12 protein-coding genes and 2 pseudogenes are annotated in these 15,043 nt (G+C 58.8%); 3 read left to right on the forward strand and 11 right to left on the reverse strand.

Features of this window, described 5'->3' with window-relative positions; genetic code table 11:
• Positions 1-218: 218 nt before the first annotated feature.
• The 8 genes and pseudogenes from pqqE to ACMXYJ_RS20000 form a co-directional block, all read right to left on the reverse strand.
• The gene (pqqE, locus tag ACMXYJ_RS19965) at positions 219-1,361 is read right to left on the reverse strand and encodes a pyrroloquinoline quinone biosynthesis protein PqqE (RefSeq protein WP_102616694.1); all 1,143 of its coding nucleotides are present in this window, start codon (positions 1,359-1,361) and stop codon (positions 219-221) included.
• Complete coding sequence (pqqD, locus tag ACMXYJ_RS19970) at positions 1,339-1,611, reverse strand: pyrroloquinoline quinone biosynthesis peptide chaperone PqqD (RefSeq protein WP_415756574.1); 273 nt, start codon at positions 1,609-1,611, stop codon at positions 1,339-1,341. The genes pqqE and pqqD overlap by 23 nt, the downstream gene beginning before the upstream one ends.
• Positions 1,608-2,360, reverse strand: coding sequence for a pyrroloquinoline-quinone synthase PqqC (pqqC, locus tag ACMXYJ_RS19975; protein ID WP_415756575.1), 753 nt, complete (start codon positions 2,358-2,360; stop codon positions 1,608-1,610). Before pqqC ends, pqqD begins: the two co-directional genes overlap by 4 nt.
• A 126-nt stretch (positions 2,361-2,486) precedes the next feature.
• Positions 2,487-3,401, reverse strand: coding sequence for a pyrroloquinoline quinone biosynthesis protein PqqB (pqqB, locus tag ACMXYJ_RS19980; protein WP_415756576.1), 915 nt, complete (start codon positions 3,399-3,401; stop codon positions 2,487-2,489).
• Between the two features lie 55 nt (positions 3,402-3,456).
• Positions 3,457-3,528, reverse strand: a complete 72-nt coding sequence (pqqA, locus tag ACMXYJ_RS19985; RefSeq protein ID WP_003253598.1) for a pyrroloquinoline quinone precursor peptide PqqA — start codon at positions 3,526-3,528, stop codon at positions 3,457-3,459.
• 260 nt (positions 3,529-3,788) lie between these two features.
• Positions 3,789-5,309: an acetaldehyde dehydrogenase ExaC gene (exaC, locus tag ACMXYJ_RS19990; RefSeq protein WP_056741730.1), complete on the reverse strand. Its 1,521-nt coding sequence runs from the start codon at positions 5,307-5,309 to the stop codon at positions 3,789-3,791.
• Between the two features lie 247 nt (positions 5,310-5,556).
• On the reverse strand, positions 5,557-7,332 hold the full coding sequence (locus ACMXYJ_RS19995; protein ID WP_415756577.1) for a PQQ-dependent methanol/ethanol family dehydrogenase: 1,776 nt from the start codon (positions 7,330-7,332) through the stop codon (positions 5,557-5,559).
• 315 nt (positions 7,333-7,647) lie between these two features.
• Positions 7,648-7,950, reverse strand: a pseudogene (locus ACMXYJ_RS20000) (quinoprotein relay system zinc metallohydrolase 1); the annotation flags it as partial.
• A gap of 396 nt (positions 7,951-8,346) precedes the next feature.
• On the opposite strand from ACMXYJ_RS20000, the gene istA reads away from it, so the two are divergent.
• Complete coding sequence (istA, locus tag ACMXYJ_RS20005) at positions 8,347-9,846, forward strand: IS21 family transposase (RefSeq protein ID WP_415756578.1); 1,500 nt, start codon at positions 8,347-8,349, stop codon at positions 9,844-9,846.
• On the forward strand, positions 9,839-10,642 hold the full coding sequence (istB, locus tag ACMXYJ_RS20010) for an IS21-like element helper ATPase IstB (protein WP_415756579.1): 804 nt from the start codon (positions 9,839-9,841) through the stop codon (positions 10,640-10,642). The genes istA and istB overlap by 8 nt, the downstream gene beginning before the upstream one ends.
• A gap of 626 nt (positions 10,643-11,268) precedes the next feature.
• Here istB and ACMXYJ_RS20015 read toward each other — a convergent pair.
• The 3 genes from ACMXYJ_RS20015 to ACMXYJ_RS20025 are packed head-to-tail and all read right to left on the reverse strand — an operon-like array spanning position 11,269 to position 14,207.
• Positions 11,269-12,291 (reverse strand): sensor histidine kinase, encoded by a 1,023-nt coding sequence (locus ACMXYJ_RS20015; RefSeq protein ID WP_415756580.1) that lies wholly within the window; start codon positions 12,289-12,291, stop codon positions 11,269-11,271.
• A gap of 9 nt (positions 12,292-12,300) precedes the next feature.
• Positions 12,301-13,776 carry an RAD55 family ATPase gene (locus tag ACMXYJ_RS20020; protein WP_415756581.1) on the reverse strand — a complete coding sequence of 492 codons (1,476 nt, stop codon included), beginning with the start codon at positions 13,774-13,776 and terminating at the stop codon, positions 12,301-12,303.
• Positions 13,773-14,207 (reverse strand): hypothetical protein, encoded by a 435-nt coding sequence (locus ACMXYJ_RS20025; RefSeq protein ID WP_415756582.1) that lies wholly within the window; start codon positions 14,205-14,207, stop codon positions 13,773-13,775. Before ACMXYJ_RS20025 ends, ACMXYJ_RS20020 begins: the two co-directional genes overlap by 4 nt.
• A 241-nt stretch (positions 14,208-14,448) precedes the next feature.
• On the opposite strand from ACMXYJ_RS20025, the pseudogene ACMXYJ_RS20030 reads away from it, so the two are divergent.
• A pseudogene (locus tag ACMXYJ_RS20030) lies at positions 14,449-15,021 on the forward strand (alpha/beta hydrolase family protein); the annotation flags it as partial.
• Positions 15,022-15,043 lie beyond the last annotated feature (22 nt).

Here is a 15,043-nt window from a genome sequence, read left to right on the forward strand (position 1 = left end):
TATTGTTTTGGAAGGTGACGTCCACACTAAAGCATCCGGCTGTGAATGCAATCAGACCAATGGGTAGCAGGCTGGTGTACTCAGACTCTGAATTCACCGGAGACCCCCTGTGGGAGCGAGCCTGCTCGCGATGGCTATCTTCCAGTCACCATTGATGTTGCCTGACACTCCGTCATCGCGAGCAGGCTCGCTCCCACAGGGGATTTGTGTCGCTTAATTCATCCGCGATAGATCAGTCGCGAAGCCTTCTCGTTACGCAACGTCAGGTGTTCCATGCCCAGCCCCGGTGCCTCGGCTTCCTCGCGGGCCTTGAGAATCACACCGTGATGCGGTGACTTGCTGCACACCGGGTCCGCGTTGGCGGCGTCACCGGTCAGCATGAATGCCTGGCAGCGGCAGCCGCCCAGGTCCTTGTGCTTTTCATCGCAGGAGCGGCACGGTTCCTTCATCCAGTCATCGCCACGAAAGCGATTGAAACCGAAAGAATCAGTCCAGATGTGCTCGATGCTGTGCTCGCGCACATTGGGAAACTGCACCGGCAACTGTCGGGCGCTGTGGCAAGGCAACGCCGTGCCGTCGGGGGTGATGTCGAGAAACAGATTGGCCCAGCCGTTCATGCAGGTCTTGGGGCGTTCTTCGTAGTAATCCGGGGTGACGAAGATCAGCTTGCACGGGTGGCCCTGCGCTTCAAGACGCTCGCGGTATTCGTTGGTGATGCGCTCGGCGCGCTGCAATTGTTCTCGCGTGGGCAACAGGCCAACGCGGTTGAGCTCGGCCCAGCCGTAGAACTGGCACGTCGCCAATTCAACGAAATCCGCCTCCAGCTCCAGGCACAAGTCGATGATCTGCGCGATCTGGTCGATGTTGTGCCGATGGGTGACGAAGTTCAGCACCATCGGGTAGCCCTGGGCCTTTACCGCCCGGGCCATCGCCAGTTTCTGCGCGAAGGCTTTGCGCGAACCGGCGAGCATGTTGTTCACTGCTTCGTCGGCGGCCTGGAAGCTGATCTGGATATGGTCCAGCCCCGCGACCTTGAAATCGCGCACTTTCTGCTCGGTCAGGCCGATGCCCGAGGTGATCAGGTTAGTGTAGTAACCCATGTCCCGGGCGGCTTTGATCAGTTCGGCCAGGTCCTGGCGAACCAACGGTTCACCACCGGAAAAGCCCAACTGCGCGGCGCCCATTTCCCGCGCTTCGCGGAACACCCGGATCCACTCTTCGGTGCTTAACTCTTCGCCTGATTGGGCAAAGTCCAGCGGGTTGGAGCAATACGGGCATTGCAGCGGACAACGGTAGGTCAGCTCCGCCAACAGCCACAGCGGCGGACCCGGACGCGAGTCACTCGATCCAGAATTGAGCATGGGCCACCTCCAGAAATGCCAGCACGTCTTCGTCGATCCCCGGTACGCCGGGGAAACTCTCAGACAGTCGATCAATGATCGCCGCCACGCTGCGCCGACCGTCCACCAGATCGAGGATCTGCCCGGCGCTGTCGTTAAGTTTGATCATGCCTTCGGGGTACAGCAGCACGTGACAGTCCTGACGAGGTTCCCATTGCAGGCGAAAACCCTGGCGCAGTGACGGTGATTGCTCGCGGTTGATCAGGCTCACAGGGCAATCCCCCGGTGCCAGACCTGCTCCGTGGTGACGCTGTGATACGGCGGGCGTTCCAGCTCGTAGGCCATGCTCATGGCGTCGAGCATGCTCCACAGCACGTCGAGCTTGAATTGCAGGATTTCCAGCATGCGCTGCTGGCCTTCGACCGTGACGTAGTGCGCGAGGGTGATGCGCAAACCATGCTCGACATCCCGTCGCGCCTGACTCAGGCGATTACGGAAATAGTCGTAACCGCCGACGTCGATCCATGGGTAATGGGTTGGCCAGGCATCGAGCCGGGATTGGTGGATCTGTGGCGCAAACAGTTCGGTCAGCGAACTGCTGGCGGCTTCCTGCCAACAGGCGCGACGGGCGAAATTGACGTAGGCGTCCACGGCGAAACGGACACCGGGCAGCACCAATTCCTGTGAAAGGATTTGCTCGCGATCCAGGCCCACTGCTTCGCCCAGCCGCAGCCAGGCTTCGATGCCGCCTTCGCTGCCGGGTGCACCGTCGTGATCGAGTATCCGTTGCAGCCATTCCCGGCGCACGTCGCGGTCCGGGCAGTTGGCGAGAATCGCTGCGTCCTTCAGGGGGATGTTCACCTGGTAGTAGAAGCGATTGGCGACCCAGCCTTGAATCTGCTCGCGGGTTGATCGGCCGGCGTACATGGTTTGGTGGAATGGATGGTGGATGTGGTAGTAGGCGCCTTTGGCGCGCAGGGCCGCCTCGAATTCGGTGGGGGACATCGGGGTGTCAGTCATTGCGGTTCTCCGGGGAATCTGCGGTGTCTGGTCTGGCCCCATCGCGAGCAAGCTCGGCTCCTACAAGGGATCTTCGGTGTACACAAAACCCTGTGGGAGCGGGCTTGCTCGCGAAGGGGCTATCCGCTACAGCTCAATACTCATGCCGTCAAACGCCACTTCGATCCCGCGCCGCTCCAGCAGCGCCCGCTCGGCCGAGTCTTCATCGAGGATCGGGTTGGTGTTGTTAATGTGGATCAGCACCTTGCGCTGGCGGGTGAAGCCTTCAAGGATGTCGAGCATGCCGCCAGGGCCGCTTTGCGACAGGTGACCCATTTCACTGCCCAGGTTCTGGCCGACTTCGCAGACTCGCATCTCGTCGTCGCGCCACAAGGTGCCGTCCAGCAACAGGCAATCGGCGCGTTGCATCCAGCTCAGAACCTCATCGTCGACCTGTCCCAGACCCGGGGCGTAGAACAACGAAGCACCGCTGCGTCGGTCTTCGATAAACAAACCAATGGTGTCGCCCGGCTGCGGATTGCCGCGGTTGGGCGAGTACGGCGGCGCGTTGCTGACCAAGGGGATCGCGCGAAATCTCAGGTGCGCGCAAGCCGGAATGCTGAAGGGCTCGCGGTCGAGCCCGACCTGTTGCCACTGCAACCCGCCGTTCCAGTGCTTGAGCATGGTGAACAACGGGAAGCCACTGCTCAGGTCTTCATGGACCCGCTCGGTGCACCAGACCTGATGCGGGCAACCTTCGCGAAGGCTCAACAGGCCGGTGCAGTGGTCGATCTGGCTATCCAGCAGGACGACGCCGGCAATCGCCGTGTCACGCACCCGGCGCGCCGGTTGCAGCGGCGCGAAACTCTCGAGTTGCGCGCGAATGTCCGGTGAAGCATTGCACAGCACCCAATCCACACCGTTGTCGCTCAGGGCAATCGAGGACTGGGTGCGCCGTTGGGCCCGCAGGCTGCCATTGCGCATCGCGGCGCACTGGCGGCAGTTGCAATTCCATTGCGGAAAACCACCGCCAGCGGCGGATCCGAGAACGCGAATGTGCATGGGCAATGCTCCAGAAGGCAGGCCCGGCCAACGCAACAGCTGGCCGGGTGAACAATCAGCGGTTGGCGAAATACATCGTCACTTCGAAGCCAATGCGCAGATCGGTAAACGCGGGTTTAGTCCACATGGGTCAATCCTCTTCTTATGCCGGACGATTCCGGTAAAGCCATTAATGCACGGGGCGCCAGGCACCCGAATGCTACTTTCGAACGAGGTGGCGGCGTGCATTGGTAGGGGGTGTTGCGCGGTTTTCAAGCACACCCAGAAACCCATGTGGGAGCGGGCTTGCTCGCGAAGGCGGCGTCACATCCAACACATTGGTTGACTGATAGACCGCTTTCGCGAGCAAGCCCGCTCCCACAAGGTTTTGCGGTGTTCTTGCGAAAGTTAGAAGAACCCCATCGGATTGATGTCGTAGCTCACCAGCAGGTTTTTGGTCTGCTGATAATGGTCGAGCATCATCTTGTGGTTTTCACGGCCGACGCCGGACTTCTTGTAGCCACCAAACGCGGCGTGGGCCGGGTACAGGTGGTAGCAGTTGGTCCAGACACGCCCGGCCTTGATCGCCCGGCCCATGCGGTAGGCGCGGTTGATGTCGCGGGTCCACAGACCGGCGCCGAGGCCGAACTCACTGTCGTTGGCAATCGCCAGGGCTTCGGCTTCGTCCTTGAAGGTGGTGATACCCACCACCGGGCCGAAGATTTCTTCCTGGAACACGCGCATTTTGTTGTGGCCCTTGAGCAGGGTCGGCTGGATGTAATAACCCGTCGACAAGTCGCCTTCAAGACGCTCGGCCGCGCCGCCGGTGAGCAGCTCGGCGCCCTCTTCCTGAGCAATTTTCAGGTACGAGAGAATCTTGTCGTATTGCTGCTCGGACGCCTGGGCGCCGACCATGGTTTCGGTGTCCAGCGGGTTGCCGCGCTTGATCTTGACGATCTTCTGCATCACCACTTTCATGAAGTCGTCGTAGATCGACTCCTGCACCAGCGCTCGCGATGGACAGGTGCAGACTTCGCCCTGGTTGAAGAACGCCAGCACCAGGCCTTCGGCGGCCTTCTCGATGAACTGCGGCTCGGCTTGCATGATGTCTTCGAAGAAAATGTTCGGCGACTTGCCGCCCAGCTCAACGGTCGATGGAATGATGTTCTCGGCCGCGCACTTCATGATGTGCGCGCCAATCGGGGTGGAACCGGTGAAGGCGATCTTGGCGATGCGCTTGCTGGTGGCCAGCGCCTCACCGGCTTCGCGACCGAAGCCCTGAACGATGTTCAGCACGCCGGGTGGCAGCAAGTCGGCGATCAGCTCAGCGAAGACCATGATCGACAGCGGCGTCTGCTCAGCGGGTTTGAGGACCACGCAGTTACCGGCGGCCAGGGCCGGGGCGAGTTTCCAGGCAGCCATCAGCAGCGGGAAGTTCCACGGAATGATCTGTCCGACCACGCCCAATGGCTCGTGGAAGTGATAGGCCGTGGTCAGCTCGTTGATCTCGGCGGCACCGCCCTCTTGAGCGCGGATGCAACCAGCGAAGTAACGGAAATGGTCGGCAGCCAGCGGCACGTCAGCGTTGAGGGTTTCGCGTACGGCTTTGCCGTTGTCCCAGGTTTCGGTGACGGCGAGGATTTCCAGATTCTGTTCGATGCGATCGGCGATTTTCAGCAGCACCAGGGAGCGGTCCTGCGCTGAGGTTTTGCCCCAGGCGTCAGCCGCGGCATGCGCTGCATCGAGGGCTTTTTCGATGTCGGCGGCGCTGGAACGAGGGAATTCGGCGATCACTTCACCGTTAACCGGCGAAGAGTTGGTGAAGTACTCACCATTGACCGGGGCGACGAACTCGCCGCCGATGAAATTGCCGTAGCGCGGTTTAAACGTAACGACGGCGCCAGGTGTGCCGGGTTGTGCGTAGATCATGGTGGGCCTCTGTCTGGGTCGATGCCTGTCGGGCAAACAGGCGATGAACCGATAGTAGAGAGCCCTGCGCGTGAGACGAATGCGCCGTTGGCAGGAGGACTCTCGTTATTTGGTAGTAGATTTGCGCGAATCCAATGTGGGAGCGGCTTGCTCGCGAAGGCGGTGCGTCAGTCAACCAATGTGTTGAATGTAAAGCCGCTTTCGCGAGCAAGCCCGCTCCCACAGGGGTTATGCGGTGGACTCAGCGTTAGTGCTTGGCAACCAGGTCTTTAGGCAGCTTGAACGTCCAGAGCATGCCGCCCTGGTTGAAGTCCTTGATGCGCTTGGCCACTTCGCCGCCCCACAGCGGAACAGCACCGCCCCAACCCGAAAGGACCGAGACGTACTGTTCGCCGTCCATTTCCCAAGTCACAGGTGAGCCGAGTACGCCGGAGCCGGTCTGGAATTCCCAGACTTTCTCGCCGGTCTTGGCATTGAACGCCTGCAGGAAACCTTCCGGCGTGCCGGTGAACACCAGGTTGCCCTTGGTGGTCAGTACCCCGCCCCACAACGGCGCGAAGTTCTTGTGGCGCCAGACTTCCTTGCCGGTTTTCGGGTCGATGGCGCGCAGCACGCCGATGTAGTCTTCATTCAATGGCTTGATGGTGAAACCGGCACCGAGGAACGCCGCGCCTTTCTTGTAGGCGATGCCTTCGTTCCAGATGTCCATGCCCCATTCGTTGGACGGCACGTAGAACAGTCCGGTGTCCTTGTTGTAGGCCATCGGCATCCAGTTTTTCGCGCCGAGGAATGCCGGTGCTACGAACACCGAACTGCCTTTGGCTTCGGTGCCTGGTGCGCCTGGACGGCTGGCTTCGTTGTAGATCGGCCGGCCCTCTTTATCCAGGCCGGTGGCCCAGGTGATCTTGTCCACGAACGGGAAGCCGCGAATGAACTTGCCGTTGGTGCGGTCCAGCACGTAGAAGAAACCGTTACGGTCAGCGGTCGCGGCGGCTTTGATCTCTTTGCCGCCTTCGGTGTAGTTGAACGAGACCAGCTCGTTTACGCCGTCATAGTCCCAGCCGTCGTGAGGCGTGCTCTGGAAGTGCCACTTGATGGTGCCGTCGTCCGGGTTGAGCGCCAGACGCGACGACGAGTAGAGGTTGTCGCCAGGGCGCAGGTGCGAGTTCCACGGCGCCGGGTTGCCGGTGCCGAACAGCAACAGATTGGTTTCCGGGTCGTAGTAACCGCCGAGCCAAGGGGCGGCGCCGCCGGTTTTCCAGAGGTCGCCGGGCCAGGTCTTGCCGGCTTCACCGCCGGAGATGCCATTCTCTATCGCTTTACCGTCCTTGTAGGTGTAACCCATGTGGCCTTCGACGGTGGGACGGGTCCACAGCAGGTCGCCGTTTTTCGGGTCGTAGGCTTCGATTTTGCCAACCACCCCGAACTCGCCACCGGCGACACCGGTGATCAGTTTGCCGTTGATTACCAACGGCGCGGCGCTGATCGAATAGCCTTCCTTGTGGTCGGCGACTTTCTTGCTCCAGACGACCTTGCCGGTGTCCTTGTTCAAGGCCACAAGCTTGGCATCGAGGGTGCCGAAGAACACCAAGTCGCCGTACAGCGCGACACCACGGTTGATCACGTCGCAGCAAGGGCGGATGTCATCGGGCAGGCGCGCATCGTATTGCCAGAGTTTCTTGCCGGTGCGTGCATCCACCGCAAACACCCGCGAGTAGGAACCGGTCATGTACATCACGCCGTCCTTGATCATCGGCTGTGCTTGCTGACCGCGTTGTTTTTCACCGCCGAAGGAGAACGCCCAGACCGGCCGCAAGTCCTTCACGTTGTTGACGTTGAGCGTATCCAGCGGACTGTAGCGTTGACCCTGGACGCCCAGACCGTTGGTGACGATCTGCTCCGGGTTCTTGGGGTCCTGGAGGATGTCTTTATCAGTGACGCCGGCCAATGCCGAGCCAGACAACAGCATGGCACTGAGCAGCACGCTCAAGACGAAGGGTTGGCGACGTGCGGGTTGGGTCATGACGGCTACCTCTGCAGTTTTTTGTTATACCCGGGAAATTTTCCCGGTCTGGTGCAGATTCTTGGGCGCCGCCGCCCTTGGAACAATTGCCCGCAGTGCTGAGATTGCTAGTTCCTTAGTACCGGGTCGAAGGAGATCAACACCTATAGATCGACACTAGTCCCCTGTGGGAGCGAGCCTGCTCGCGATGAGGCCCTCACATTCAGCATTGATGTCGGCTGATACACCGCCATCGCGAGCAGGCTCGCTCCCACAGGGGATTTGTGTTGTTCACTTATCCGCGGCGGAATCGACTCGGGTCATCTGCCCGCGCTCTTAACGCGGGTACAAATGGCTGACGCTGCGGATCAGTTCGTAGCGGCTCAGAGTGATCCCGGTGAAACGCTCGGGAATGGGGCTGCGGATCATCTCGGCCATATCACTGCCGTTGGCGGCGCCATCGCGCATCAACTGGTCGAGCCAGCCGAGGTAGTCACGCATTTGCTCGAACGGCTGCTGATCGCTGGCCACCGGTCCATGGCCGGGAACGATCAGCGTCCACGGCAAGCCCTGAAGGGTGGCGATGTCCGCCAGCCACACCGACAACCCCGGACTGTTGGGTGTGGTCAGCGCCCGTTGATCCGGTACTTGGAAAGCGTTAGATATCTGCCATATTAGTAAAAAACCTTAGAAAGCAGGCATCGTTCAAAAGACGTTTGATGACTTTACTGATGTCGAAGCAGACAACGGGATTGGTTTTCTGATCAATGCAGAGGAAGGCAGATGGAACTCGTGTGGGCTACTGAGGAATTGGTGATCGCTGGGCAACCCTATCCGGGGTTTCCCATTCTGCTTTGGGATTCAATGGAGAGCTGCATCCCGGCCAATCAGTTCTTGCGTCATTACCTGCTTCGCGGGGTCATTGGTTCTAAGCGGTAACTGACCCAGTAAAGGCTGTTCTGCCGACTGAAAACTGACCCAGGTGTTCAATTGCTTCTGCTCACTTTTCGAGCAGGAGAACACAGGGTGATCAGCATGGAAATGTTGGGAAAAATCCGGCGGATGTACTTCCGCGACAAGCTCTCGCTGCATCAGATAGCCAAGCGTACCGGGCTGTCGAGAAACACCATTCGAAAATGGGTCAGAGCACCCGAAGCCACTCAGCCGGCGTACCAACGGTGCGCAACCTTCAACAAACTCAGTCCATTTCACGAGACGCTTGAGCAGGCGCTCAAGGCCGATTCGTTTCGGGCAAAGCACAACCGCAGAAGTGCCAAAGCACTCTTCGAACAGATCAAGGCCGAGGGGTACGACGGCGGCTACAGCCAGCTCACCGCCTTCATACGCACGTGGCGCGGCCAGCAAGGCAAGTCTTTACGGGCCTTTGTGCCGCTGACCTTTGCACTCGGCGAGGCCTTTCAATTCGACTGGAGCGAAGAAGGTCTGCTGATCGGCGGCCTGTTCCGACGCATCCAGGTCTCCCATATGAAGCTGTGCGCCAGTCGCGCATTTTGGTTGGTTGCGTATCCCAGCCAAGGCCACGAGATGTTGTTCGATGCCCATACCCGCTCTTTTGGCGCGTTAGGTGGGGTGCCGCGTCGTGGCATCTACGACAACATGAAAACGGCTGTCGACAAGGTCAACAAGGGTAAAGGCCGCACGGTCAATGCCCGGTTTGCGGTCATGTGTGCGCACTACCTATTCGATCCGGACTTCTGCAACGTGGCCTCCGGCTGGGAAAAAGGCATCGTTGAAAAGAACGTCCAAGACAGCCGACGGCGCATCTGGCTCGATGCTCAAAACTGCATGTTCCACACCTTCGAGGAATTGAATGCCTGGCTCGGCCAACGCTGCCGTGCGCTCTGGGACGAACTGGTGCACCCGCAGTACAACGGGCTGACAGTGGCGGACGTCCTGGCGCTGGAACGCGCCGAATTGATGCCGATGCCGACTGCCTTTGATGGCTACGTCGAGCGCACCGTACGGGTCTCCAGCACATGCCTGATCAGCGTGGCGCGAAATCGCTACTCGGTGCCGTGTGAGCGGGTCGGTCAGTGGGTCAGCAGCCGTTTGTATCCCACGCGGGTGGTGGTCATCGCCGATGAAACGATGATTGCCAGTCACGAGCGCCTGTTTGATCGAGATCAGGTCAGTTTTGACTGGCAGCATTACATCCCGCTCATCGAACGCAAGCCCGGTGCGCTGCGCAATGGCGCTCCGTTTGCCGATCTGCCGAAGCCGTTGCAACTGCTAAAACGCGGTCTGAGGCGGCACACCAATGGTGATCGAGTCATGACGCAGGTACTGGCGGCTGTTCCCATCGCCGGGCTCGACGCCGTATTGGTGGCTGTGGAGTTGGTACTGGAATCAGGCAGCTTGAGTGCTGACCACATCCTGAATGTCCTGGCTCGACTGACATCGACAGCAGCCCCTCCGTCCGCCGAAACCAGCCTGCAACTCAAGATAGCGCCTGTCGCCAATACGGCACGCTACGACCGGCTCCGTACCACCGATGAGGAGACTCGCAATGCGTGATCTTAAGGCGGAACTCAAAGAACTGCGTCTGCATGGCATGGCCAGCGCCTGGGAAGAACTGGCCTCGCAAGGCGAAGCCTCAACGACCTCGTCGAAATGGCTGCTTGAGCATCTTCTCCAACAAGAACATGCGGATCGAGCGGTGCGCTCAGTGAACCACCAGATGAACATGGCCAAACTCCCCATGCATCGTGATTTGGCCGGTTTCGACTTCAGCGCTTCCAGCGCAGACGCCCGCCTGGTCAGGGATTTGTCCAGCCTGGAATTCACCGATACCGCGCAGAATGTCGTGTTCATCGGCGGGCCTGGTACAGGCAAAACACACCTCGCCACCGCCTTAGCCGTGTCCGGGATCACGACGCATCACAAACGCGTGCGCTTCTACTCCACGGTGGATCTGGTCAATCTGCTGGAGCGCGAAAAGTACGACGGCAAGACGGGCCGCATAGCTCAAGGGCTGTTACGAACAGACCTGGTGATACTCGATGAACTGGGGTATTTGCCCTTCAGTCAGAGCGGTGGTGCCCTGTTATTTCACTTGCTATCCAAGCTATACGAGCACACCAGCGTGGTGATCACCACCAACCTCAGCTTCTCGGAATGGTCGAGTGTATTTGGTGACGCCAAGATGACCACAGCGTTGCTGGATCGGCTGACACACCACTGCCACATCGTCGAAACGGGCAACGAGTCCTACCGCCTGCAACACAGCACTCTGGCCGCGCAGACAAAGATCAAATCACGTGAACGAAAGCGCAAGGACGAAGATGGTATCGAGGACGATGAGCTATTCTGATCAGCACCGAAAATACCCTGCCGCATGCCCACATGCGGTGGGGCTTAATGCCTCTTCCACCGGGACACGACTGCTAAGCTTATCCACAATTGCTGATGCAAAAATCAGCAATCCGCCCTGGGTCAATTTTCAATCGGCAGGGTGGGTCAGTTTTCAATCAGCGCCGACAGAAAAGCCTCTGTTAGGGGTCTCTTCATAACCGCACCTGCCTCCCTAGCGTCCGCTCTGGGTAGGTGCAGTTCTCGGGAGGCGGCAATCGGCCATTAGCAGTCATTCGTAGCAGGGGGAAATTCAACTGAGGGAGCTAGGTGGTTTCGATCAACGTGTTACGGGACTGAACCAATAGATCATCGAGATGACTGTCGCGATCCATATAATACAAAGACATAAGTGTAGAGCGACAAAGGGGTTGTCTTTCATGGGTAGATTGTAATGCTCGAGTGGACGATCAATCAGGGTCTCAAACAAAGGGCCCTCACCTTCGCGATGAGCTTTGCCCATTAAGCTTTCCGAGGCAGCCCTTGCTCCGCAACCACAGGCGGACACTGGCAAACGCTTCTGGAAATTTAGTCTCCGAAGCTAAAGCTCCAGTTTTTCGGTTTCCGCCAGTTGGCGCTAATGAGAAGTTAATGGTTGAGCAACGGTAACGTCACCACGAACTCACTTCCCTTCCCATTACCCTCGCTCGTACCAGTGACCTTGCCGCCGTGTGCTTCCACCAGCTCCCGAACGACGGTCAACCCAATGCCCAAGCCGGCCCCGTTGAAACCTATGGCGTGTTCGTCCTGAACGTAAGGGTCAAAAATAAAAGGCAGTGCTTTGGCCGAAACTCCAATTCCATTGTCGGAAATACTTATCTTCAAAACGTCGGCCTCTACCGTGACAGACAGCTTGATTCTGCCGTCGGCCGGAGTGTACTTAGCCGCATTCGCCAGTAGATTATGGAGAATCTGAGCCAGGCGTCCTGGGTCTCCACTGACCATCAAGATGCCATCAGGAAGATGGGCGTCGAAATGCTGCTTTTGCGCGGCCATCACAGGGCCACATGCATCAACAGCGTCATTCAGAATTTGCAATATGTCGACATCGCGGCGATCAATTCGCAACTTACCCGTGCTGGCACGGGAGACGTCGAGCAGATCGTCGACCAGCTGTGAAATATGCTGTACTTGGCTCTCGATCAACTCACGCATCCGCGGTAGCTGATCACTAGGCAGCCGGACCATACGCTCTGCAATCATGCTGATGGGTGTTAACGGGTTTCGTAGTTCATGGGCCACCATCGCAAGTACGCTTTTCTGCTGACTCAATGCACGCTCGGCTGCAGCCTGAAGGTCTTGAGCGCTGAGCGCAGCTATGACCAGCTGCGCGTTAGCCTCGCGCAGCTCCTGGTACAAGCGCTGCTCCTCCAAACGAGGGGGGGCTGCAGCATCTGATTGTGCTAGCAGAATCGCCAGCACCAACTGCTGATTGGCCTCGATCACTTGCTCGACCTGCTGGGTATCCACCAGCCGGCTACTGGCGTCGTTCAATTGTTTTTGCAGTGCTGCTAATACGGCGCGTGCTTCAACAGTTTTTTGGCCAAGCAGGAAGAGTTCGTGAGCCGCATTGGCCATCTCACGCTCATTCTTGCCACCGGCGTTACTCATGAGTCGAGCTCAAACATTTTTATCTCCTGTGCGTACCGCTCCAAAATTCTGTTTTGTCGGTCGACCACCGAGCAGCCCCTCCTGATCTGGCAGCATTTCGCCGATCTGCAAACCGTTATTGTCGATGTGGTACTGGCGCAATTCATCGGAATGGGCGCTGGCCCGCACCTTGACCACGGCCATGATGCGCAGCAAACGGCTCTGCACTTCAATGTAGCGCTGAACGATGATGGCGTCGGTAAGAAATGCTGTGCCGTAAGGGCTGAAGCGCAAGTCGGTGTAGCGGTCTTCCAGCTCTGAGGTCATCAATACGCTGACCCCGGCGCTCGTCAAGGCAGTGACCATGCGCGACAGCGACTCGCGAAAGTCTTCGCGGAAGGTCGGTGCCAGCGCCAGTTCGAAGCCCGACAACGAATCGATCACCACGCGGGTGGCTTTCAGCCGGCTGATCTCGCTGAGCAGCAAATGCACGATTTCATCGATGGACAGGTCCGGGGCGCGGCTGTCCACCAGGCCGACCTGTCCGCTCTGGATCAGGCCCGAAAGGGTGGCGTTCTGCGAGTGGTTGGGCCGTTGTTCGAACACCGCGATCACGCCGGTTTCGCCATTGCGCGCGCCTTCGGCCAGGAAGGTCGCGGCCAGAATACTTTTGCCCGAGCCCGACGGCCCGGCCACCAGCAAGGAATAACCACGGGGCAGGCCGCCGCCCAGCATCTCGTCGAGCTGTGGCACGCCCATTTTCAGGCGCTTGATGGGGAATTCCAGCGGTGCTTCAACCGGGTTGAGGGTGGCGGGTGCAAAGACCTTGATCCCGGATGTGGCGATGCGGAAGGTGTGCAGCCCCGGCAATGTCGGTTGGCCGCGCATCTTCATGATTTCCATCTTGCGCACCATCGAATTGCGCTCAACGCTTTGGCGCAGCCAGATCAAGCCATCGGCCACGGTGAAAATCGGGTTGGTGTCGGTTTCGGTGAAGTATTCGCCAATCAGGAAGGTCGTCGCCTGCCAGGTGGTCATCAACATGCCCAGTTGCTGAACGAACTGCGGCAGGTTGTTGTTCGGGTTGTCCTGGGTCTGGCTCGCCAGGACCACCGAACGGAACGAGTCGACGAACACCAGTGACGGGGAGTGAGCCTCCACCTCGCTGACGATACGCCGCAGTACTTCGTCCAGATTCCCGGCCAGGGTGTCGTCAGCCAGGTTGATGTAGCGGATCGACTGGTTGATCGCTTCGCTGTCGAAAAAATCGAATTGCTGCTGATAACGCAGCATCTTCAGCGGCGGCTCACCCAGTACGGTAAAAAACAGCGCCGGGCGCTCGGGTGTCGCCAGGGCAAACATCATCTGATGTGCCAGGGTGGTTTTGCCACAGCCAGGCGGGCCGGCGATCAGGTTGAACGAAAACTCCGGCAATCCTCCGCCCAGCACCTCGTCCAGTCCTGGCACGCCGGTGGCCAGGCGGTTGATAGTCACTTTGGTGCTCATGGCGAATTTTCCTGCGAAGGGGTGTCGCTCAAAGAAGGTTCCCACATGCCACGAAGCAAACGTGCGGTGAGCGAGGGCCCGATCAGCGTGGTCAGCAGCTCGTAAAAGGTAGTCAGCAACACTTCACCGAAAAACAGGGCATCGACTTCGCTTTGCTCAACGATTACGGACTTGAGGGCAGTCAGATCCATGCCGGACTGCACCCTCTCATAGGTGCGGGCCAGACGCGGATGAGTGGAGGCGCACAGGTGGAGGCTACGGCGAAAAAGCGCGGCAACCCCTTGCTGGCCGATGATGGGCGTGAGGGCTACGTCCATATCCCGCAGGATGGAAATGATCGCCTGGGCGATCCTTGCAATGTCAGCGTTGGGGCCAACACGGTGCGCCAGAGAAGCTACGATCTGGCGGCTCTCTTCGCTTAGCGTGGACATGGCTGACTGATATCTGATGGACAGAGTTTGATGGTACACCCTATAGCTAGCTATCGAGCCCCAATCGGACGCAGCATTACTTGCTGTCATTTACGTTGGCGGAATAAGTTTTTTGCAAAACAGTTTGATCGACCGCTTTGGGTCGATTGCGGCCCGTCACGACAGGCAGAAATCGGCCAAAAGCGGACGTTCAGCCTTCTCACTAGCGAGCGCGAACAGAGCTAACGATGAAAGTTATGCGAGAATTGCAGTGGCGGGCCATTCACTTGGTGGCTTGACCGCCCTGGAGATCGCCGGTGCTCGTTTCGATCCAGACCGCTTCGCCCATGACTGCAAAACACACCCGCAGTTAACAAGTTGCACCGTCTATGGAAAGATAAATCCCGCAAGCACCTCAGAATCACAAGCCGCGTTGGCCGCCGATTGGCGAGATAAACGCGTCACTGCCGTGGTTACATTGGACCTGGGGCTTTCACGGGGCATGACCGATGAAAGCCTGGCCGCGCTGCCGGTACCAACGCTGGTGATCGCTGCCGGCGTACCGTCGAGTGAGCTTCCCGCCGAGTTGGAGTCTGCCAACCTGGCCAAACGCCTGCCTGCGGCGTCAAGCCGTTACGTCGAAATCAGCGACGCAAGCCATTTCACTTTCCTGTCGGCGTGCAAACCTGGCGCTGAGGCAATGCTCGAAGAAGACGTACCAGGCGATGGCATCATTTGCCGGGATGGCGACAGCGCTCGCTCGCGTGGGGTGATTCAACAGCAGATTACATCGCTGATAGCAGAGTTTCTTCAGTTTCGGCCAAAAGCAGAGTGAACAGTGATGTGACCAGAAACAG

It is taken from the genome of Pseudomonas arabinosi, from assembly GCF_047758675.1.
In the GTDB taxonomy this organism is placed as follows: Bacteria; Pseudomonadota; Gammaproteobacteria; order Pseudomonadales; family Pseudomonadaceae; genus Aquipseudomonas; species Aquipseudomonas arabinosi.

What these genes read in the sequence shown, in the direction of transcription:
- pqqC (WP_415756575.1), bottom strand. Translation starts at nt 2,360, where the DNA reads ATGACTGACACCCCGATGTCCCCCACCGAATTCGAGGCGGCCCTGCGC.
- istB (WP_415756579.1), top strand. Translation starts at nt 9,839, where the DNA reads ATGCGTGATCTTAAGGCGGAACTCAAAGAACTGCGTCTGCATGGCATG.
- pqqB (WP_415756576.1), bottom strand. Translation starts at nt 3,401, where the DNA reads ATGCACATTCGCGTTCTCGGATCCGCCGCTGGCGGTGGTTTTCCGCAA.
- ACMXYJ_RS19995 (WP_415756577.1), bottom strand. Translation starts at nt 7,332, where the DNA reads ATGACCCAACCCGCACGTCGCCAACCCTTCGTCTTGAGCGTGCTGCTC.
- istA (WP_415756578.1), top strand. Translation starts at nt 8,347, where the DNA reads ATGGAAATGTTGGGAAAAATCCGGCGGATGTACTTCCGCGACAAGCTC.
- pqqE (WP_102616694.1), bottom strand. Translation starts at nt 1,361, where the DNA reads ATGCTCAATTCTGGATCGAGTGACTCGCGTCCGGGTCCGCCGCTGTGG.
- ACMXYJ_RS20015 (WP_415756580.1), bottom strand. Translation starts at nt 12,291, where the DNA reads ATGAGTAACGCCGGTGGCAAGAATGAGCGTGAGATGGCCAATGCGGCT.
- ACMXYJ_RS20025 (WP_415756582.1), bottom strand. Translation starts at nt 14,207, where the DNA reads ATGTCCACGCTAAGCGAAGAGAGCCGCCAGATCGTAGCTTCTCTGGCG.
- exaC (WP_056741730.1), bottom strand. Translation starts at nt 5,309, where the DNA reads ATGATCTACGCACAACCCGGCACACCTGGCGCCGTCGTTACGTTTAAA.
- ACMXYJ_RS20020 (WP_415756581.1), bottom strand. Translation starts at nt 13,776, where the DNA reads ATGAGCACCAAAGTGACTATCAACCGCCTGGCCACCGGCGTGCCAGGA.